Below are 20,363 nucleotides of genomic sequence, written 5' to 3'. Positions count from 1 at the left end.
TTAAAAGTTATGTAAACCCTGCCTTAAAAGGCGGGGTTTTTATTTTTAAATGAATTTTAATAAAAAAGCTAATAGTTTGTGTATTACCTTTGCGGCAATATGTGGCAACGTATTACCGCTTATTTGTTAATGTTCACGCTATTTAGCGCTAATCTTTCGCGTTTATTTATTTACGCGGGTTTTGAGCTGAACAAAAAATACATTGCCGAAAATCTATGCGTAAACCGCGATAAACCCTGGCTGCATTGTAACGGTAAATGCTACTTTATGAAAAAGATAAAGCAAGCCGAAGACAATAAAAATGCGCAGGAAAGGCAAAATCAAAAAAATCTTTTCCAGGAAGCGTTTTGTAACGTACCTGTTAAGATCAAATTCCACACTACTTTATTGGCGGTTATCCCTATTCCTAATAACCGGATAAAACTACCGGTACAATCACGTTCCATATTTCAGCCGCCCCGGCTCTCATAAAACACATTTTATATTTTTCTTAACTGTACTTGCTGATGTTTTTAAACATGGGCAAGTTTATTATCGTTTGCATGCGCCTGCAATTGTGTATCGCTTTTCCGGCTGCCATGCAGTTAAAATATCATATAATTTTTTATGAGATCATCTATATTAATATCTATCCTATTTTTATTTTTTGCAGTGCATACCTATGCACAAAACATACAGGGAATTGTTACTGATGCCCGCACCCATGAGGCTTTGGCCGGTGTAAAGGTGAGTAATGCTGCCAATTCAACGGCTATTACTACAACAGACTCCAAGGGTAAATTCACCCTGGAAGGAACCGGGATAAGCAAACTTCGTTTTTCCATGATGGGTTACCAAACTGCCTTGGCAACTATTACCAACGCCAACCTTACCAATATCTCCGTGATAATGGAACCGGCAACTATAGATATGCAGCAGGTTATCGTATCGGCCAGCCGCGAAACACAAGCGCGACAAAACGCGCCTATAGCCATCAGCAAGATAACATCTGCTCAAATAAATGATACCAAAGCAACGGCGCTTTATCAATTATTAAATAAAGTAGCAGGCGTTTATATGGTGAATTTAGGTAACGAGCAGCACACTATGGCCATTCGCCAGCCTATTACCTACAACGCCTTATATCTATATATGGAAGATGGCCTTCCTATACGCCCTACAGGGATATTTAACCATAATTCGCTTTACGAAATCAACATGAACGGCGTACGCGATATTGAGGTGATAAAAGGTCCGGCTTCGTCGTTATATGGCAGTAACGCTATTGGCGGCGCTATTAACTTTATTACACAGGGAGCGCCGGCGGGCTATGCAGGCAATGTATCGGTGCAGGGAGATAATTACCATTACCGTCGGGTTGATGCGGACGGAGGATTTAGTTCCGGCAAGTTTGGCTTATATGTGGGTGGTTATGTTGCGCATCAAAAAGACAGCTGGCAGGATTATTCCGATTTCGATAAATATTCCGGCAACTTTAAAACCACTTATGATTTTGATGCCGCCACCCGCCTTACTACCGCGTTCACTTATAATTATCTGAACACCCAAACACCTGGAAGCTTGGATAGTGCGCATTTTTATAACCGCAGCTATGGTTCTAACCAGCGTTTTACTTACCGCAAAGTTAATTCGTTAAGGGCAAGCACAAGGCTTGATCATACCTGGAATAGCAAGAGCAATACTTTTTTAACACTTTTTTACCGTGATAACTCTACAGCGCAACTTCCCAGCTATTTTATATCTGATGTGAGGGACAACGCGGGCAATTACATCAGCTCCAACGGGCAGGTGAACGATCAGCGTTTTCACAGTTTTGGTTTACTGACACAGCACCGTACCAATTTTGATTTTCTTAACTCCCGATTGATCGTAGGCGCTTATATAGATGATAGTCCGAGTTCGTACTATGCACAGTATCTGGATATTCAGAAGGACATACAAAGGAACTATTACACGGGTTTTACCAATACCGGCCGGTACATTGATGATTATCGAATTAAGCTATTTAATACTGCCGCCTACACCCAATATGAAATTAAGCCGACAGACGCACTCCGTATAGTGATGGGGCTGCGGTATGATCGTATTCATTATGATTTCAGCAATAACTTACCGGCGGGTAGTACTAAGTACAAACAACGGGAAACTAACAACTTTAACATAGTAGCGCCAAAACTTGGCTTAACCTATAACTTTGGCGACAACAGAGGAATTTATGCTAATTACAGTGTGGGCTTTCAACCGCCCGAAACGGGAGACCTGTACAGCTCAAGACAACTTACGCCGTTAAAACAGGCCACATTCAACAACTATGAAACAGGCGGCTGGTTTACTACCATGCACAAAAAGATGTATGTGGAAGTTAGCTTGTATGATCTGGAAGGGCGTAATGAGATCATAAGTCAGTTATTGCCGGATAATACCACCCAAAACCAAAATGCAGGAGCAACACGACACCGTGGTGTTGAGTACACATTGGCTTATGCCCCGTTAAATGAGCTGACGTTACGTTTTAGCGGTACCAATGCCAAACATACTTATGTCGACTACAGTGAAGTACGTACCAATTACAGCACAGGCACCAGTTACACCATCGACTATAATGGTAAAAGAATGACCAATGCACCTACGTGGATAGCCAACTCGGAGATCACTTACAAACCTGCTTACATCAATGGGTTACGCATAGCGGCGGAGTGGCAGCACATTAACCAATATTTTACTAACCCTGCCAATACCAAAACTTATTCGGGCTATAATATTTACAACCTGCGTACAGGGTACGAAGCAAAAAAAGGAGTATTAAAAGGCGCCGGCATCTGGTTCAACGTGCTCAACCTTACCAATGAACTTTACGCTACAACAGTAACCAGCAACCAGTATGGCGACACCTATAATGCCGCACCACCGCGCACCTATACTTTAGGTATCAGTTATTCCTTTTCAAAAAATTAAGATGGCAACAGCAAAACAAAACTTTTATAAATGGCACCGGGTGCTGGGCTTAACCGCCCTGGTGCCGGTAATTTTTTGGACCATAAGCGGATTATCACATCCGTTTATGGCCAATTGGTTCAGGCCCGATATTGCCAAAGAGGTATTTAAACCGCTTTCGCAGCAAAACATGAAACCGCAACTATCCTTAAAGCAGGTATTAGATACTAATCACATCACTCAATTCGTCAATTTCGGATTAGTGAATTTTGATCATCAAAGCTATTACCAGATTTTAGGCACCGATAGTGTTTTCCAATACTACTCGGCCAACACAGGCCGATTGCTTAAAAACGGAGATCAGGCTTATGCCGTTTATCTTGCCCGGTATTTTACACAAGATTCGGTATCGGCCATAAAGAGCCTTACCCTGCAAAAAACATTTGACGGGCAGTATCAACCTATAAATCACCTGTTGCCTGTATGGAAGGTGTCGTTTAACAGGCCGGATGGGATGGATATTTATGTAGAGACCGGGCAAAGCCGGATGGCTACTTTTAATAATAACACCCGTAAAGCATTCTTGTGGTTGTTTGAACAATTCCACACCTGGGATTTTTTGGCAGCTATTGGAGGCGACCAGTTTCGCCTGATCGTACTGTTGTGCATAGTGGGCATTATGTTTCTCTCGCTGTTAAGCGGGATAACCATATATGGTTTATTCTGGAAGAAATTTAAAACCGCTACCAAAAACAGGAGGGCTGCAAACAGGAAAGATACCCGATTTGTGCATCGTTTTCACAGGCAAATAGGCCTCATAGTTTCGTTTGTGATGTTAACCTTTATTGTAAGCGGGGCATTTCATCTGTTGGTTAAACTGCATAACCAGGGTTCAATGGAAAAGATATATAATCAGGTTATTAATAGTAAGGATATATCGGTATCAAACCTGGAATTACCTGTTCCCGATAGCCTGACCGTTAAAACCGGATTAATAAAATACTTCGGCATTACCTATTACCAAATAAGCACCAGTAAAAAAGATGTATTATATATTAATGCAATAAACGGTAAAGAACTGACGGATGGCGATAAACTATATGCCACCTATTTAAGCCAGTATTATCGTGAAATGTCCGACGTGAAAAATCACAAGGCAAAATTAACAGTAACACCAATACGCCAGTTTGATAATGAATATGGCTTTATTAACAAACGGCTTCCTGTGCAAAAGATCAGTTATCCGGGCAACGAGAACTGGTATATAGAAACCACCACATCGCAATTAGCGGCTAAAGTGTCCGGTATCGACCGTGCCGAGGGCTTATCATTTATATTTTTACATAAATATTTTGGTATGACATGGGCAGGCAAAAACGTACGCGACATAGTGAGCATGCTTGCAGCGCTCGGCGTATTAGTAGTATCTTTATTCGGCTTTGCCGCTTTTTTAAAAAATAAATAATCATGAAAAGAACGATCATCCTTATTGCCTTAGCGGCATCATTCCTGAGCATTAACGCTTGTAACAACACAGCAAAAAAAGAAGCAAAGGCAACAGAGACAGCCAAATTAAAAGGTAAATATTATTGCACCATGCACCCGGACATTACATCAGATACCCCCGGCGTATGTTCTAAATGCGGCATGAAGCTGGTGGAAAGAGATAAAACCTCGACCAAATAAACAGCTTAATTGTTTTTTTACTTTGTGCTTACGCCGAGAACAGGGTATTGATGTAATTTTATCTCAACAATAATATACGCATTATGAAAGTGGAGATATGGTCTGATGTGATGTGCCCGTTTTGCTACATCGGTAAACGCCGTTTTGAGGATGCATTGCAACAATTTGACCAAAAAGATAAAGTTGAAATTGAGTGGAAGAGTTTTCAGCTTAATCCTGATATGAAAACAGATCCATCAGTAAACATCAGCCAATACCTGGCTGATGCAAAAGGCTGGACTTTAGAATACGCGCACCAAATGAACGCGCATGTAACCGAAATGGCTGCAGAGGTTGGCTTAACTTATCATTTTGGCCGGGCGGTAGTGGCTAATAGTTTTAAAGCACATCGTTTTAGTCATCTTGCAAAAAAACATGGCTTGGGCGTTGAAGCTGAGGAAAAACTTTTTAGGGCCTATTTCACCGAAGGCAAAAATATTGATGATACGGCAACCCTTGCGGAACTGGGTAATGAAATGGGCCTTAACAGACAGGAAATTATTGATGTGTTAAGTACGGATGCCTATGCAGATGATGTTAAACATGATATTGCCGAAGCTGAATATTTAGGCATACGCGGTGTGCCATTTTTTGTAATGGATGGCAAATATGCCGTATCGGGCGCACAGCCTGTACCTGTATTTAGCCAAACATTAGAAAAGGCATTTGAGGAATGGAAACCCACCGCCATTTCAAATACCGATGATATTAACGGCCAGGTTTGCGGCCCGGATGGAAACTGTTGATCCTTATAAACAGCCAATCCTATAAATGTGTCTTAAAAAATATCATACTATATATTCTAACATTTTATATATTTAATCGTATAAGTACTAATATTATGACCAATAATAACTTATTTTAAACCGCATTTTATTACCTTCAATTTTTATATGAATGCTTTTATGAACAAGTTTACAAAAGGGTTTCTGTTTCTTCTTTTTATAGCTGTAAGTATTACAGGATGTAAGCTTGATCCGCCAATTTATCCTGAAGGGGCCGGAAGCGGCACGGTAACCTATACCATAAATGGCACCACTACTACTAAACACAATGTTTCCTTTGTAATGACAGCTGCATCCGGTACAACTACTCCGGCATCCATATATATGGGCAATGATACTGATTTCGGACTCGCATTTGACGGAAGCTCAAAAGGAACCTTTGATATCGGCATTTTAGTAATTGGCGATGCCCTTGGCACAGGCACCGTAACCGTTACTACTTACGACCTTACAGATAGCACACATGGCACCTTAAAGGGTACTTTTACGGCAGACCTCTACGATTCCACTACAAATACCACTACATCTAACGTTACCGGAACATTTGATATCCAACAGTAAATGCTGGCACAATAAATGTTCGCTGTAAATATAAAATTATAACATATCTTAGTGTAATATTTACACCAAGTAATTTAAGGCTATTGGAAACTGTAGTACCACCTTACCATTTCTCCAAAAAGATGCTCCGCATTGCCGTAGCCGCTATGTTTTTTATGGCGGGGCTGTGCTTTGCCAGCTGGGCATCGCGTATAGCAACCATCCAGCAAAACCTTAACCTTACTGATGCTGCCCTCGGCGGTGTTTTATTTGCCTTGCCGGTTGGCCTCATGTGTTCGTTACCATTTTCAGGGTGGATAATTACCAAGATAGGCAGCAGGAACTTACTGCTTACCGCACTGGTAGTATATAGCTGTACACTGGTAACATTAGGTTTAGCGCAAACCACCCTGCAGCTGATATTATGTTTACTGTTATTTGGGTTTTCCAGTAATGCGGTAAATATAGCAGTAAATACGCAGGCGGTTGCAGCCGAAGCTATTTACGAAAAACCTATTATGGCTTCTTTTCATGGGGTATGGAGCATGGCCGGTTTTACAGGCGCGGGCATAGGTACTTTTATGATTGGTAACCACATTATTCCATTTCATCATTTCAGCCTCATCCTCATCATCATTCTGATAGTTATTATCGTATCATCCCGTTATCTTAAAAACGACAGAGTAGCAAGTGCCGGACCTGCTTTTGTGATGCCGGACAACTCGCTCATAAAACTCGGTATTATAGCCTTTTGCTCCATGATATGTGAAGGCGCCATGTTCGACTGGAGCGTTATTTATTTTAAAAAGGTAGTGCTTGCACAAGGTGCCTGGATGGGCGCTGGTTACACCGCCTTTATGCTTACCATGGCAGGCGGACGCTTTATTGCCGACTGGTTTGCGCACCGTTTCGGGCTAAAGCGTACTTTGCAAATAAGTGGTTTACTTACTGCCACGGGGTTAATGATAGCGGTTATATTTCCGCAATTATACACCGCCCTTTTTGGGTTTTTAATGGTGGGGGCAGGCGTATCATCTGTAGTACCTATGGTTTTTAGTGCAGCTGGAAGGTCAAAAACCATGTCGCCGGGCGTGGCGCTGGCAGCAGTATCAACTATTGGCTTTATGGGGTTTTTAATAGGGCCGCCTTTAATTGGATTTATTGCAGAAGCGGCAACCTTACGTGCATCATTTACCTTAATAGCCATGATGGGGTTATGCGTTACCGTTATTTCCACTAAGGCTAAAATTTAGCCCTCAGGCTCGGTCAAGGTCGTCCTCCGTTGGATTAAGGATATACTCAAATTTTTCGTGCCCGTTATGAAAATGAAAAACCAGGCGTTGCTTAGGCATTTTTATATCCAGAGAAATAGCAGCAAGTGTTTCAGGCACGTTATCTTCTATTAATTTCAGATCGGTTACATGCGGCATTTCTACCATTATATCATCACCATTGACTTCTACTTTCCACCCTTTAATATTAGCGCCTCTTAAAACCTCTACCCATTTTTGCTGATAAGCATTCATAACCATTTTTAATTAAATCACTTCAGTTAAACAGGCTTGTCATCAATAAGTTTTTAAAAAGCGGGTATTAGCCTATACGCCTCATGATCTCGATGCAGGCCCTGCTGTTATGATAAGGGCATTTCCATATTCCGGCTTTATCTTCCGTGCGCATTACCGAACCATCAGCATATACACCCCAAAACCATTCGCCGTTTTGTTTATCCAATATATGTCTCTTTACAAAGTCCCAATTGTTCAATGACAGATCGAGGTATTTTTTATCTCCTGTAATTTGCCAGGTATTAAAAAAACCAACCATAGCCTCTGCCTGTACCCACCAGTGTTTTTCCTTTATCAAATGCTCTTGCGATGGTTCATATTCATACCATAATCCGTTATCGGTATCTATTCCCTCAATAGTGGCGTTTGATATTTCAATACAGATCAATTTTATTTTAGCCACCAATTCATGATGGTCTATGGCTTCGGCAGCCTCCAGTAAAAGCCAGGTAGCCTCAATATCATGCCCATAAGAAACCGTGCCCGACCGACGACTCCAATCCTCATCAAAGAATAACACCAAATGATGAGTTTCATGATCGATAATATAATCGAGAAAATTATTTAACAGCGTTTCTATTTGCGTTCGTAGCTCCGCATCGGGCCAAATGCTATAAAGTGTAGTATAAGCTTCCAGCACGTGCAAGTGCGTGTTCATGCTTTTTTTCTCATTAGCATCCTTAGCGCTCAAACGCAAGTCGGCAATCGGCTCCCATTCTTTAGTAAAGGCCTCCAGGTAACCGGTACGTTCGGTATCGTAACTTTTTTCTACAAGCAGGCGAAACAGTTTTTTGGCCTCGGCAAATGCCTCATCCAATTTGGTTGCCTTGTAATACTCGCTTAATGCATAAATAGTAAAAGCCGATGCATATACCTGCTTTTTGGTATCCAGTGGTTTCCCCAAATAATCTACCGACCAGTACACTCCACCATATTCTTTATCAATAAAATTATCAGTAATATAATGGTAAGCACGATGCGCCCAAGGCAGTAAACCGGTATTTTTCGTTTGATTATATGCCGCTGAAAAACTCCACAATATGCGCGCATTTAAAACCGATCCCTTTGGCGAATGATCAATTATATTATTATCATTATCTATCCGACCATAATAGCCGCCATCCACAATATCAACAGTGTTGTTTATCCAATAATTTAAAATATTGTTAAGCTCATCATTAAGCTCATTTTTATAATTAATTAACCGGCGATCCCCTAACCCGCTCATGCTGCAATTTAGTTTTCCTGTAACTGATGTAAATTTTTATTATTGTTGATAATAGCATTTATGGTGTTGACAGATACCGCGGACCGTAAGCCATCAGGTGCGGTATTAGTTACATAGTCTATCAGTTTATCAACGGTTGTTTTGGCAACGTGCATCCGTGTATCTGATGAAGCGTAATAAATGTATACATCATCATTATCATCTTTAACCCAGCCATTACAAAACGCTACGTTTGATACATCGCCAACCCGCTCCATACCTTCGGGCGCCAAAAAATATCCGGCAGGCTTATAAATAACCTTTGTAAGGTCGTTAAGGTCCGTCATGAACATGTATAAGGTATAACGCAAACCCGCAGCCGTATTGCGCACACCATGGGCTAAATGCAGCCAGCCTTTTTCAGTTTTAATAGGAGCGGGCCCCTGCCCGTTCTTAGCTTCGTAAACGGTATGGTATTGTTTATTGTCGATTATGATCTCTTCATCAACTACGGCATTTTCCATACTGTCGCACAACCCAAACCCAATGCCTCCGCCCTTCCCCGCACTAATAAAACCATCCTGCGGACGTGTATATAAAGCATATTTACCATTAACAAACTCCGGGTGCAATACCACGTTACGTTGCTGTGGCGAATTAGTTTGCAGATCAGGCATGCGTTGCCAGGTTACCAGATCCTTCGTACGTGCTATACCGCAAGCAGCAATTGCCATTGACTGATCATACTGAGGTGCTTGCGGGTCGCGCCTCTCTGTGCAGAACAAACCATAGATCCATCCATCCTCATGAGCGGTGAGGCGCATATCGTAAAGGTTGGTATCAGGCTCGTCGGTTTCTGGCATGGTAACAGGGTGCTCCCAAAACTTAAAATTATCTACACCGTTTTGACTCTCAGCCACGGCGAAAAAAGATTTGCGGTCATTCCCCTCAACACGGGCAATCAAAATATATTTCCCGTTCCATTTAATTGCTGCCGCATTAAAAGCAGCGTTTATGCCAAACCGCTCCATCAGATAAGGATTGGTTTCGGGATTCATATCATACCGCCAGTTTAGCGGCGCATGCAGCCCGGTTAAAACCGGATTTTTGTAACGGTCATAAATGCCATTGCCAATGCCATCAACTTCGTTTTTTGTATGTATAAGCTTATCATGAGCATCCTGTAATAATGTTAGTCTGTCCTTAAATTGCTGGGTCATAAGTATGTGTTAATATTCTTTTAATTTATTCCACCATGTTCTTTTCAAAATCAGCATCATTACCGCCAAAATGGCTATGGTAACCAATAGCGATGTTTTTTGCCATAGTACCAGATACATGGGTAATATAGTTAGGCAGCACTGGGCTATGGTACCCATTACTACATTGAACATGTTAAGTTTAAAATTTTTATTTGGCTGGAAGGATGGGTCATTAGCCAACGCAACCTGCTTAACCGGCTCCCAAAAACCCCATGGTCTAACGTTAGTATAAAAAGATTGCAAAACCTTCATATCTGTAGCAGGAGCGGCATATGAACCAATTATAGAACCTGTTAACGATAACGCAAATAATACCGGGAACCAGTACAACAATTCGCCCTCGGGTATATAGCCGAATGTAACGAACAAGGAGAGTATCATGGCTACTACTATACCGGAAAGCATCCCCCAAAAGAATCCGCTGGCATTAAAACGCCACCAATGCCATTTTAGCACGTTAGCTGCTATGTATCCACCATATAATGCAGAGACTATCCATTGTAAAACGCTGTTGATATCTTTTACAAAAAATCCAAGTATAACACCAACGGCTACCACAATTATACCCACCAGGTAATTCATGGTGATAATCTTTTTATTAGATGCTTCCGGGTTAACGTATTTAAGGTAGATGTCGTTAACGATATAGGCCTGAGCGGCGTTCATGGTGCCGCTAAAGGTGCTCATAAAGGCGCCTAATAAACCTGCAAGTAATAACCCAACCAAGCCAACAGGTAAAAAGTTATTGATAACTGATGGCAGTATGCGTTCAAAATCTATCCCTCCGGTGCCGTTGGCAAGATTCATTTGATGATAATAAATAAGACCTAAAATTGTTAAGCTGATAATGAGGGTATAACGTATAGGTAATAGTATAACGCTCACAAATCCGTTCATCTTACTGGCCTCCTCAGGTGAACGCGTAGATAATATTTTCTGCATATCGTAATTCGGCGCAGGACCTGCCAATGCCGCGAAAAAACCTTTAAAAGTCATCATCATAAAAAAGTAGGCGAACAGCGAGTAGCCATCGCTTTTTATCTTTTGATTTACCTCGGTGATGATACCGCTCCAATCGAGCCCGAGGTGTTTGCCGAAAAACGGGCTGAACCACCCACCGGGTACATCCAGTTTGTGGCTGCTTAATTGCTGGGCCGCTATAAAACCTATCCATATACAGGCAACTGTCATGATACCGTATTTTACCATATCGCCCACTACAATGCTATGCATACCTCCTAATATGGAATAGAACATGGCAAACAGGGTAAAAATGATGCCATATACATGTGGTATATATTGCGGCGCCACATCAAACGGGATATACCCTTTTATAAGATCCCAGGGGATAAATATTTCAATAAACTTGCCCAAGCCGATGAAGCCGTACGCCATAAAGCCGAGGCAGCTTAACAACGCAAATGCTATTACCACCATGTGCGAACTGGTAACTCCACGGCCGGTTTTACCAAAACGGGTAGCCAGCCATTCCGCACCTGTGGATGCGTTGGAGCGGCGAAGCCAGCGCGACAGGTACATCATTAAAAACACCTGATTAAATACCGGCCAAAGCCAGGGTATCCAGATGCTTTTCATACCATATACAAAACAGAGGCTTACCATCCACATGGTTCCGCTGATATCGAACATATCAGATGCATCGCTTAAGCCCAGTTTATACCACGGCAGCGACTTACCGCCGAGCATGTAACTGTCTTTATTTTCTTTAGCTTTTTTACGATACCAAAGCCCGATAAATATGGTACTGAGCAGATAAAGTGCAATAATGGAAATATCTATCAGGGATAGTTTCATAATTTTTCCGGTTTCTATTAGCCGTTAAGTATATAATATGGTGCTGTAAAAGTAAAGTAAATGGCATAGCCGGGCTAATACTATTTTAACCAAAAAATAGCCAATTATGGCATATAGAGCTTTATTGGCATAAAAATATAACACATTTTACTCAATTGAAGACTTGCGTATAAGCATTTTAAATAACAAAAAGCTATTGCGGATATTACACTTTTAATTGAAATTTGCTGCCTTTAGAGATTCCCTGCATTGCAGATCTTAAATTCCAAATGGTCTGAGTTATGTAATAATTGCGCTATTACAAACAAGTTTTAAAACAATTTGTACTGTTACTTTATCTATATCTTACATAAGTTATACCTTTATCGCCATTAATGGATACCATAAAAAGTACAACCAGGCCCGCACCATCCCGTCTTTCAAAAATAAGGGATAAAATTTCCGGGTTTTTTATAATGATGTATAGGGTTTACGCCTTTATACTGCGTTTTTTTAAGGAGGTGTTTGTACCTCCCTATGAGTTTAAAGAAGTATTGCGCCAGTGTTATGAAGTAGGTGTTCGTTCCTTCACCCTCATATCATTAACAGGCTTTATAGTTGGGGTTATCTTTACCAAGCAATCCCGCCCCTCACTTACCGAGTTTGGTGCAACATCATGGCTGCCATCATTAGTTTCTATCGCTATAATGCGCGCTCTTGCACCATTGGTTACCGCTTTAATTGCCGCAGGGAAGGTGGGCTCAAGCATTGGCGCTGAATTGGGCTCCATGCGGGTAACTGAGCAAATAGACGCTATGGAAGTTTCAGGTACCAAACCCTTCAAATTTCTGGTATGTACAAGAGTGATTGCTACAACCATTACTATACCCATATTAGCAACCTATACCGCTTTTATTGCGCTGCTTGGCGGTTATTTAAATGTAAGCCAAAACGAAGGCACCAGCTACAGCGCATTTATGGAGCAGGTTTTTGAGCCGCTGACCTTTATTGATTTTTATGCCTCGTTAATAAAATCGCTGGTATTTGGATTTACTATTGGTATTGTAGGGTGTTATCAGGGGTATAATTCAACCAAAGGTACTGAGGGTGTGGGCAAAGCTGCAAACGGAGCGGTTGTAACCGCTATGTTTATTGTATTTATAGAAGAAGTTTTAATTGTTCAGATGGCAGGGTGGTTCCGTTAAACTTATCATATGAAAAAGCAACCATCACATATAGATAAAAACAATGCTGTTATCAGTATACGTAACCTCAAAAAATCATTTGCGGATTATGATGTACTGCGCGGTATTGATCTGGATCTGTACCAGGGGGAGAATCTTGTAGTATTGGGTCGCTCCGGTACCGGAAAATCCGTTTTAATAAAGTTGGTTTCTGGCTTATTGAAGCCGGATGAGGGCAGCATTGAAGTTTTGGGGAAAGATGTAACAGCTATCAGCGATCGCGAATTGCAGGAACTGCGCATACGGATAGGATTTTCTTTTCAGAATAGCGCCCTTTATGATAGCATGACTGTGCGTAAAAATCTGGAATTTCCGCTGGTGCGTAATCGCAAAGGAATAACCCGTTCAGAAATCAACACCTCGGTAGAAACCGTGCTTGATGCAGTGGGACTATCGCAAACTATTAATCAAATGCCATCGGAACTATCAGGTGGGCAGCGTAAACGGATAGGTATTGCACGTACGCTTATCCTTAATCCTGAAATAATGCTGTATGACGAACCGACTGCCGGGCTTGATCCGATAACCTGTATTGAAATAAATGAACTGATAAACGAGGTACAACAACGCTTTCATACCTCATCAATAATTATCACACATGATCTTACCTGCGCTAAAATGACCGGCGACCGTATTGCTATGCTGCTTGACGGGCAGTTTCAGCGAACCGGCACATTTGAAGAAGTTTTTGATACGGATGACAGCAGAGTGAAACCATTTTACGATTATAATTTTATAGAATAATAGTACCATATACTATGGATGCAACAGAAAACAGAAAATCAATTATAGTGGGCATATTTGTTGTCCTGGGGGTAATTGTGTTTATATTAGGTGTACTTACACTAGGTGGCCAACAAAAAACCTTTGTAAAAAGTATACATATCAGTTCAGTATTTAACGATGTGTCCGGATTAAAGAAAGGCAATAACGTCTGGTTCTCAGGGGTAAAGGTGGGTACAATAAAAAGTATCAAATTTACCGGAAGCTCACAGGTTGATGTGGTGATGAGCATTGACGCTCACACACAGCAATATATACACCGTAATGCAGGCGTTCGCATTAGTTCTGACGGATTGATCGGTAATAAAATCATCGTTATTGACGGCGGCAGCCCGCAGGCGCCAATAGTACAGGACGGCGATGTATTACAGTCAGAAAAACTACTCTCTACTGATGACATCATGAAAACCCTGCAGCAGAACAACGAAAACCTGCTGGCCATTACCACTGACTTTAAAACATTAGGCCACAAAATACTGGAAGGCAAGGGCACAGTAGGCGCATTATTGGCTGACAGCACTATGGCTGTACAACTGCGCAGCGCTATGCGTAATTTGCAGGCCGCCACTCAAAGTGCTTCGCGTATGGCAGTTCAGTTAGATAATTTCAGCGATAAGATGAACACTAAAGGCGGCCTGGCGGATAAATTGCTTACTGATACCGTTACTTTTAACCGTATTAAAGAATCGGTAACGCAATTAAAGCAAACAGCCGATAATGCTGCAACACTTACTGATAATCTTACTCGCGCAAGCAATAAGCTTAACAGTACTGATAACGCGCTGGGGGTATTATTAAATGACCCTAAAGGTGCTACACAGGTACGCAGTACGCTTAACTATCTGCAGCAAAGCTCTGTTAAATTAAACGACGATCTGGAAGCCGCACAGCATAGTTTTTTACTACGTGGTTTTTTTAAAGATCGTGAAAAAGCTAAAAAAGACAGCATAAAAAAGGGTCTTTAATCCTTTATTTCTCAATAGATAAGGAGGGCAAGGGTGGCAGGCTTTTTTTATCTTCAGGGAGCTTTAGGTATTTTTTATAGCAGCTGTTAAGATATTGAACTAAATTAAAATCATTATCGGTATAAACTTTCACAGAAGGAGTATACAGACTTATGAAATTAATCATGTCCTGCCCGGTAAGCGGCAGATAGGTCGCAATAACTTTTGGGGTAAATGTTTTTGCTATGTGATCGGCCTTCTCAAAATCTTTGATCTTTTTTTCTTCGCGCGCTTTTTTTCTGGCATCTTTTTTCCAGTACCACATCCGCAACGTTAGCCCTCCGTCGTAGGCTCCTTTTTTGTCCCTGTGATATACTAAAGTTTGCCCATGAAACTGCGGGTCATAATAACTTCCGCTCATTCCCGGTGATTCTGTTGTAGTAATATTAACCTGGTTAAGTTCATTTTTATGCGGTGTAAGAAAAACTTCCATCTCGTGCAGATCTGTTACCAGCACCGTATCTGCATCATAAAATAAAGCATTAAAAGTCAATAGATCCCCTGGTTTAGCGGTGATAGTAAATTTACCATCGTTATTGGTGAGAGTACTTTGACTGTTATTTAAATTGTTAACATGTATGCCGGCCAGTTTAATGCGGGTAGTGTTTTCAAAAACACTTCCTTTAATTTTATTCTGTGCAAAAACAGAAGTTATTATAACACACAAACTAATAGTGAAAAGAGACCTAAGCATGTTTAAAATTAGCTAAAAAGCCGCTTTAGTTTTTCGTCGATTATTCATTTTAACTATATTTAACAAAATGGCGGCACATACATTTTAATCGCCGACAGGATGAAAATATTCATATTAGAAGAAAAATTTTTAACTTAGTGTAATATTTGCCGATAATTGACAGCCGGATTAATTTTTATTTTATATAATCTGCCCTTATACCAAAACCGCCCCCATTTTGAAACAGCAATTAGCATATTCAGAAATATTACCAAATGATGTATTAGAAGCAAAAACCGAGCTGTACAAGGGTTATGCGGATATGCTGTTAGGCTATATTTTTGAAGTGGTAAAAAATCAGGAAATGGCAGAACAATATCTTGCAGATTTGTTTAATGAGCTTACGTTTTCAGACATTCAGGAAATGACAATGCCTGAAGTTAACACCTATTGCCGTCTGCAGGATATCGCAAGAAGAAAATTAATGAGTTTTTTTAATTCGGTAGACGATTGCGGACAAAAATTGCACACTAATAATGGCACTGTGATTCGTAAAAACCGTTTTATTGATTTAATGGATGCGCAACAACAACACGTTTTTTGCGGCATTCATTATAACGGCAAATCTATTTCAGTACTTGCGCATGAACTTAACACCTGCGAAGCGGACATCAAAAAAATATTAAAGGAATCATTTACCATAATCAGAAAAAACCGAAATGTTGCAGGATTACATTGAAAGTGGCGTATTAGAAGCCTATGTAACAGGAACTGCCTCGGAACAAGAGGTTAAGGAATTGATGTATATGAAAGCCAAGTACCCGGAGGTAAGCATTGCGCTTCAGCAGTTAGAAATTGATATGGAAACTATAGCCAAACATATGGCTGTAACACCGCCTGCTCACACCTGGAATAAGATATCAAACCAAATTGATGAGTTGATATTACGGCCGGGAGATGATCCTCAACAATTCCAGGGTGATAGGGAAGATAATAATTATAAAAATTTTAATACAGGCTCCGAATATATTGAAGTAGAAGCAGAATCGAATCATATTAAAGTACATAAAAACTGGAAATGGGTATTTGCCGCGGTTTTCATTTTAGGTAAAATATTTTTGGCATGTGCCATTTATTTTTATCTGGAAAACAGGCAGGCGCAACAGCAAATAAAACAAATGCAAACCGAATTGCAACAGTTAAAACACTGATAGCAACCTGTTTTCTTATATAACAGTTTTTTGATCTTTGTGTAAACTTTTTAAACCATGTAAAGTTCTTTATAAAAGGAGAATTCATCATGGCATCATCAACAGAGAAAGAAAGCTCAAAACAGAAAAAAGCCGGAGCCGTTAAACCCCATTCCGCAACAGAAAAAGAAATAAAAACTGAAGGCCCCTTAAGCGAAAAGGACGAAGTAAAAAAAGCTGAGGAAAAAATGAAGTCCGGGCCAAATAAAAATTAGTTTAACTCCAGCGTAATTATGGATTTTGCAGGAATTACTACCGTTAATTTATCTCCATCTTTCTTCGCACTGTTAAAATCAGCTGAATGAATTTTACTGGGTTGGTCAAAGGTATTAACATCTGTAATATTTGCCGAGGTTAGTATTTGACCGTTTATTTTACTCCATTTAAGTCCATTGAGTACGATTCTGATGGTCACGGGATTATGCATATCCAAATTTACCAATGAGATATGTATTTTACCTGTTGAATCCTGCGATGCTGAGGCATTAACTGCGGGTATTCTTTTACCGCCGACCACATAATCGGGCGAGGTTACTTTAATATTCAGGTATTTAGCATCCTGATGCACCTTGTACATATCAAATATATAATAGGTAGGGGTAAGCAGCATTTTATCCTTATCAGTAAGTATCAATGCCTGTAAAACATTTATAGTTTGGGCAAGTTCAGCCATTTTTACCCTGTCACAATGGTTATTAAATATATTTAAAGTGCTGGCGGCGATCAACGCATCGCGCAGGCTGTTTTGCTGATATAAAAATCCGGGATTGGTCCCGGGTTCGGGGTCTGTCCATACCCCCCATTCATCTACCACTAATGCCACCCGCTTTTCAGGATCGTACTTATCCATTATAGCCGAATGTTTAGTAACCAATTCTTCCATTTTAAGGCAATTGGCCATCGTGCTGAAATATTCCTGCTCGCTAAATTTCGTTGCCGATCCCTTTTTGCTCCAATTACCGGTTGGTATGGTATAATAATGCAGAGATAAGCCCCACATCATATTAAGCGGTATGTTTTTCATACACACCTCGGTCCAGTTATAATCTTGAGCGTTGGCGCCGCTGGCTATTTTTTTGAGCGGCGCGCCAGGATAATTCTTCGCGAACGACGCGTAGCGCCTAAACTGATCGGCATAAAACTCGGGTGTCATGTTGCCGCCGCAGCCCCAGCTTTCGTTACCCACTCCCCAAAAAGATACTTTATAAGGTTCAGGGTGCCCGTTTTGCTTACGCATTTGTGCCACAGTACTGGTACTATTGGAGTTTAAATACTCTATCCATTTCGACATCTCCTCTACCGTACCACTTCCCACATTAGCTGCTATATAAGGTTCGCAACCTAATAATTCGCATAGCTTTAAAAATTCATGTGTGCCAAAACTGTTATCCTCGGTTACGCCACCCCAGTTGGTATTTACCATTTTGGGCCGTTGCTCTCTCGGGCCAATACCATCACGCCAATGGTATTCGTCTGCAAAGCAGCCACCGGGCCAGCGCAGGTTGGGTATATTTATTTGTTTTAATGCTTTAACAATATCCAAACGTATACGATCCTGTTTTGCAACCGGCATATCTTCATCCACCCAAAAACCATCATAAATACCGCGACCCAAATGCTCGGCAAACTGGCCATAAATATGCTTGCTTATTATTTGGTTTGAATTATTGCTGATGGTAATACTCGCGTTGTTTTGTGCAAACACACTTATGCGTATAGTAAGCATTACTAAAAATAAAAACCTCTTCATGTGCATAAACAATAAAATGTAAAAATTACAATTATAAATTTAACTTAATTTTCCAGCGCTTAAAGTTATATTCCAATAAATTTGAGAAAATAAGTTGATATGAAGACAACAATAAGATTACTCCCGCTTATACTCCTTTCATTCATCTCTTGCAACAACAGCATACAACGTGAAGGCCTTTACGGAAAATGGAAATATATTAAGGTGGAGCACCCTCATATCAGTCCGAGTGATACCATAAGCAGCGCCGATATTGCCGAACAAGCACCTTACATTGTTTTTGAGACTAACGATAGTTTAAAAATCATCTGGGGAGGCAAGTTATTGTCGTATGGCACCTTCGGCACCCAGGGACAAAACATCAAATACAAAGAAGTGCTGCCAGATGGTAAAACTCGCGAATTCCCTTTTTATGTATCGGTACTCACCGATAACAAAATGGTTTTTGAAACTATGGGCGACGAAGGTGCTAAAATAACAGCTGTAAAAGCGACCAATGAACACCCTTAATGCGAAACAGCAACCGGTCTTTCTTTTACCGCTATCTTCTCTTTAATATTACGGCGTCCTATTAACAAAACAACAAAAGCTAAGGTTGCAGATACTAAAATAATTGAGGCCATTGGCACAGCAGACTTTGCCTTAAATAAGCTTACACTTACCGAAGTTAATGCACCTATGCACATTTGAAAAGCGCCTAATAAAGACGATGCCGTACCGGCATTTTTTTCGAACGGAGCCAAAGCCAGTGCTGAGGTATTAGGGCTCATTAAACCAACACAACATAACATGCCGAATATCATAATTATGGTACCATAAAGACCAAGCCAGCCTTGTAAGGAACCGGTTAAAAAAACAATGGAGATAATTACCATGCTTATTAATGCTGCATTAACAATTTGCGCACTTTTAAACTTCTTTATTAATTGGCTGTTCACCTGGCTGGAACCTATGAAACCAACAGAAAGTATAGCGAATATCCATCCGTAATTTTTACCGCTTACTTTAAAAAACTCCATAAAAACAATTGGTGAGGCAGATATATAAGCAAACAAACCCGAAAAGCCAATTGCCCCGCATAAGGAATAGGTATAAAACTGCGGTGTTTTTAACACAATTAAAAAGCTATTAATAATTGGTGCCGGTTTTAAAGAGTAAGAAAGATCGGGCGGGTAACTCTCCGGCAGCAGAAATATAACCGCCAGGCTGATAATTACAGCTATTACAGCCAGTATAACAAATATAATCTGCCAGCCAAATTCAGCACTTACATACCCACCTACGGTTGGCGCTATCAGAGGCGAGGCACCCAGTACCAGTATAAGCATCGCAAACACCTTAGCACTATCTTTTACCGGAAACAGGTCACGAACCATGGCCATTGAGGCCACTGCTGCTGCGCAACTACCTATTGCCTGTACAAAACGCATTAAAATAAGCATTTGAATGCTGCTTGAAAAGTAACAACCTGCCGATGCTATTATATAAAGTGTAAGTCCAAAATACAGAGGTTTTTTTCGTCCGTACCTATCAAGCAAGGGCCCGTATAAAAGCTGGCCAGCGGATATCCCGATAAAAAAACTGGATAGTGATAAGGCCACATTTTCAGTAGTAGTATTTAACGAGCGGGCAATTGCCGGAAAACCCGGCAAATACATATCAATAGAAAAGGGACCCAGTGCAGTAAGTGAGCCCAATATAATGATGAGCAGGAAGTAACGCTTCTTTGTCATAAAGTTTACGACAAAATACGTTAATATCTATTACAAATAGGTTATTTTACTTATATATCTGTTCAATTTGGTGAAATGTTATTACTTTAGTTAAAACTTCGTTTCCGAAGC

General features: G+C 40.6%; 21 protein-coding genes. 14 read left to right on the top strand and 7 right to left on the bottom strand.

Features of this window, described 5'->3' with window-relative positions; translation table 11 throughout:
* Positions 1-129 precede the first annotated feature (129 nt).
* The 7 genes from I5M19_RS00305 (at position 130) to I5M19_RS00275 (ending at position 7,237) form a co-directional block, all read left to right on the top strand.
* On the top strand, positions 130-471 hold the full coding sequence (locus I5M19_RS00305; protein WP_235985730.1) for a hypothetical protein: 342 nt from the start codon (positions 130-132) through the stop codon (positions 469-471).
* A 135-nt stretch (positions 472-606) separates the two neighbouring features.
* Complete coding sequence (locus I5M19_RS00300; RefSeq protein WP_200062896.1) at positions 607-2,955, top strand: TonB-dependent receptor; 2,349 nt, start codon at positions 607-609, stop codon at positions 2,953-2,955.
* Between the two features lies 1 nt (position 2,956).
* Positions 2,957-4,399 (top strand): PepSY-associated TM helix domain-containing protein, encoded by a 1,443-nt coding sequence (locus tag I5M19_RS00295; protein ID WP_200062895.1) that lies wholly within the window; start codon positions 2,957-2,959, stop codon positions 4,397-4,399.
* Positions 4,400-4,401: 2 nt separating this feature from the next.
* A complete protein-coding gene (locus I5M19_RS00290; RefSeq protein ID WP_200062894.1) occupies positions 4,402-4,620 on the top strand; it encodes a heavy metal-binding domain-containing protein in 219 nt (72 codons plus the stop codon).
* Positions 4,621-4,703: 83 nt separating this feature from the next.
* Positions 4,704-5,405 (top strand): DsbA family oxidoreductase, encoded by a 702-nt coding sequence (locus I5M19_RS00285; protein ID WP_200062893.1) that lies wholly within the window; start codon positions 4,704-4,706, stop codon positions 5,403-5,405.
* A 159-nt stretch (positions 5,406-5,564) separates the two neighbouring features.
* Entirely contained in the window at positions 5,565-6,005 is a 441-nt protein-coding gene (locus I5M19_RS00280) for a hypothetical protein (protein WP_200062892.1), read from the top strand.
* 83 nt (positions 6,006-6,088) lie between these two features.
* Positions 6,089-7,237 carry an MFS transporter gene (locus I5M19_RS00275; RefSeq protein WP_235985729.1) on the top strand — a complete coding sequence of 383 codons (1,149 nt, stop codon included), beginning with the start codon at positions 6,089-6,091 and terminating at the stop codon, positions 7,235-7,237.
* A 3-nt stretch (positions 7,238-7,240) separates the two neighbouring features.
* Here I5M19_RS00275 and I5M19_RS00270 read toward each other — a convergent pair whose 3' ends face one another.
* From I5M19_RS00270 to I5M19_RS00255, 4 genes are all read right to left on the bottom strand, one after another.
* Positions 7,241-7,510, bottom strand: a complete 270-nt coding sequence (locus tag I5M19_RS00270; protein ID WP_200062891.1) for a hypothetical protein — start codon at positions 7,508-7,510, stop codon at positions 7,241-7,243.
* Positions 7,511-7,577: 67 nt separating this feature from the next.
* Complete coding sequence (locus I5M19_RS00265) at positions 7,578-8,780, bottom strand: AGE family epimerase/isomerase (RefSeq protein WP_200062889.1); 1,203 nt, start codon at positions 8,778-8,780, stop codon at positions 7,578-7,580.
* A gap of 8 nt (positions 8,781-8,788) precedes the next feature.
* A complete protein-coding gene (locus tag I5M19_RS00260; RefSeq protein ID WP_200062888.1) occupies positions 8,789-9,979 on the bottom strand; it encodes a glycoside hydrolase family 130 protein in 1,191 nt (396 codons plus the stop codon).
* A gap of 9 nt (positions 9,980-9,988) precedes the next feature.
* Entirely contained in the window at positions 9,989-11,836 is a 1,848-nt protein-coding gene (locus tag I5M19_RS00255; RefSeq protein WP_200062887.1) for a sodium:solute symporter family protein, read from the bottom strand.
* A gap of 455 nt (positions 11,837-12,291) precedes the next feature.
* Here I5M19_RS00255 and I5M19_RS00250 point away from each other — a divergent pair, with 455 nt between their 5' ends.
* The 3 genes from I5M19_RS00250 to I5M19_RS00240 are packed head-to-tail and all read left to right on the top strand — an operon-like array spanning position 12,292 to position 14,807.
* Positions 12,292-13,020, top strand: coding sequence for an MlaE family ABC transporter permease (locus I5M19_RS00250; protein WP_235985791.1), 729 nt, complete (start codon positions 12,292-12,294; stop codon positions 13,018-13,020).
* Positions 13,021-13,029: 9 nt separating this feature from the next.
* Positions 13,030-13,803 carry an ABC transporter ATP-binding protein gene (locus tag I5M19_RS00245; protein ID WP_200062885.1) on the top strand — a complete coding sequence of 258 codons (774 nt, stop codon included), beginning with the start codon at positions 13,030-13,032 and terminating at the stop codon, positions 13,801-13,803.
* Between the two features lie 14 nt (positions 13,804-13,817).
* Entirely contained in the window at positions 13,818-14,807 is a 990-nt protein-coding gene (locus I5M19_RS00240; protein WP_200062884.1) for an MlaD family protein, read from the top strand.
* A gap of 4 nt (positions 14,808-14,811) precedes the next feature.
* Here I5M19_RS00240 and I5M19_RS00235 read toward each other — a convergent pair whose 3' ends face one another.
* Positions 14,812-15,540 carry a carboxypeptidase-like regulatory domain-containing protein gene (locus I5M19_RS00235; protein WP_200062882.1) on the bottom strand — a complete coding sequence of 243 codons (729 nt, stop codon included), beginning with the start codon at positions 15,538-15,540 and terminating at the stop codon, positions 14,812-14,814.
* A 217-nt stretch (positions 15,541-15,757) separates the two neighbouring features.
* Here I5M19_RS00235 and I5M19_RS00230 point away from each other — a divergent pair, with 217 nt between their 5' ends.
* The 3 genes from I5M19_RS00230 (at position 15,758) to I5M19_RS00220 (ending at position 16,984) form a co-directional block, all read left to right on the top strand.
* On the top strand, positions 15,758-16,258 hold the full coding sequence (locus I5M19_RS00230) for a hypothetical protein (protein WP_200062880.1): 501 nt from the start codon (positions 15,758-15,760) through the stop codon (positions 16,256-16,258).
* Positions 16,239-16,730: a hypothetical protein gene (locus I5M19_RS00225; protein ID WP_200062879.1), complete on the top strand. Its 492-nt coding sequence runs from the start codon at positions 16,239-16,241 to the stop codon at positions 16,728-16,730. Before I5M19_RS00230 ends, I5M19_RS00225 begins: the two co-directional genes overlap by 20 nt.
* 89 nt (positions 16,731-16,819) lie before the next feature.
* Positions 16,820-16,984 carry a hypothetical protein gene (locus tag I5M19_RS00220; protein ID WP_200062878.1) on the top strand — a complete coding sequence of 55 codons (165 nt, stop codon included), beginning with the start codon at positions 16,820-16,822 and terminating at the stop codon, positions 16,982-16,984.
* Here I5M19_RS00220 and I5M19_RS00215 read toward each other — a convergent pair.
* Positions 16,981-18,519 (bottom strand): alpha-N-arabinofuranosidase, encoded by a 1,539-nt coding sequence (locus I5M19_RS00215; RefSeq protein ID WP_235985728.1) that lies wholly within the window; start codon positions 18,517-18,519, stop codon positions 16,981-16,983. The genes I5M19_RS00220 and I5M19_RS00215 overlap by 4 nt on opposite strands.
* A 99-nt stretch (positions 18,520-18,618) precedes the next feature.
* On the opposite strand from I5M19_RS00215, the gene I5M19_RS00210 reads away from it, so the two are divergent.
* A complete protein-coding gene (locus I5M19_RS00210) occupies positions 18,619-19,029 on the top strand; it encodes a hypothetical protein (RefSeq protein ID WP_200062875.1) in 411 nt (136 codons plus the stop codon).
* Here I5M19_RS00210 and I5M19_RS00205 read toward each other — a convergent pair.
* Positions 19,026-20,252: a multidrug effflux MFS transporter gene (locus I5M19_RS00205; RefSeq protein WP_200062874.1), complete on the bottom strand. Its 1,227-nt coding sequence runs from the start codon at positions 20,250-20,252 to the stop codon at positions 19,026-19,028. The two genes, I5M19_RS00210 and I5M19_RS00205, sit on opposite strands and share 4 nt — an antisense overlap.
* Positions 20,253-20,363: the final 111 nt, after the last annotated feature.

It is taken from the genome of Mucilaginibacter segetis, from assembly GCF_016522075.1.
Taxonomy (GTDB): Bacteria; Bacteroidota; Bacteroidia; order Sphingobacteriales; family Sphingobacteriaceae; genus Mucilaginibacter; species Mucilaginibacter segetis.
This window is presented reverse-complemented; position numbering and strand designations above follow the sequence as displayed.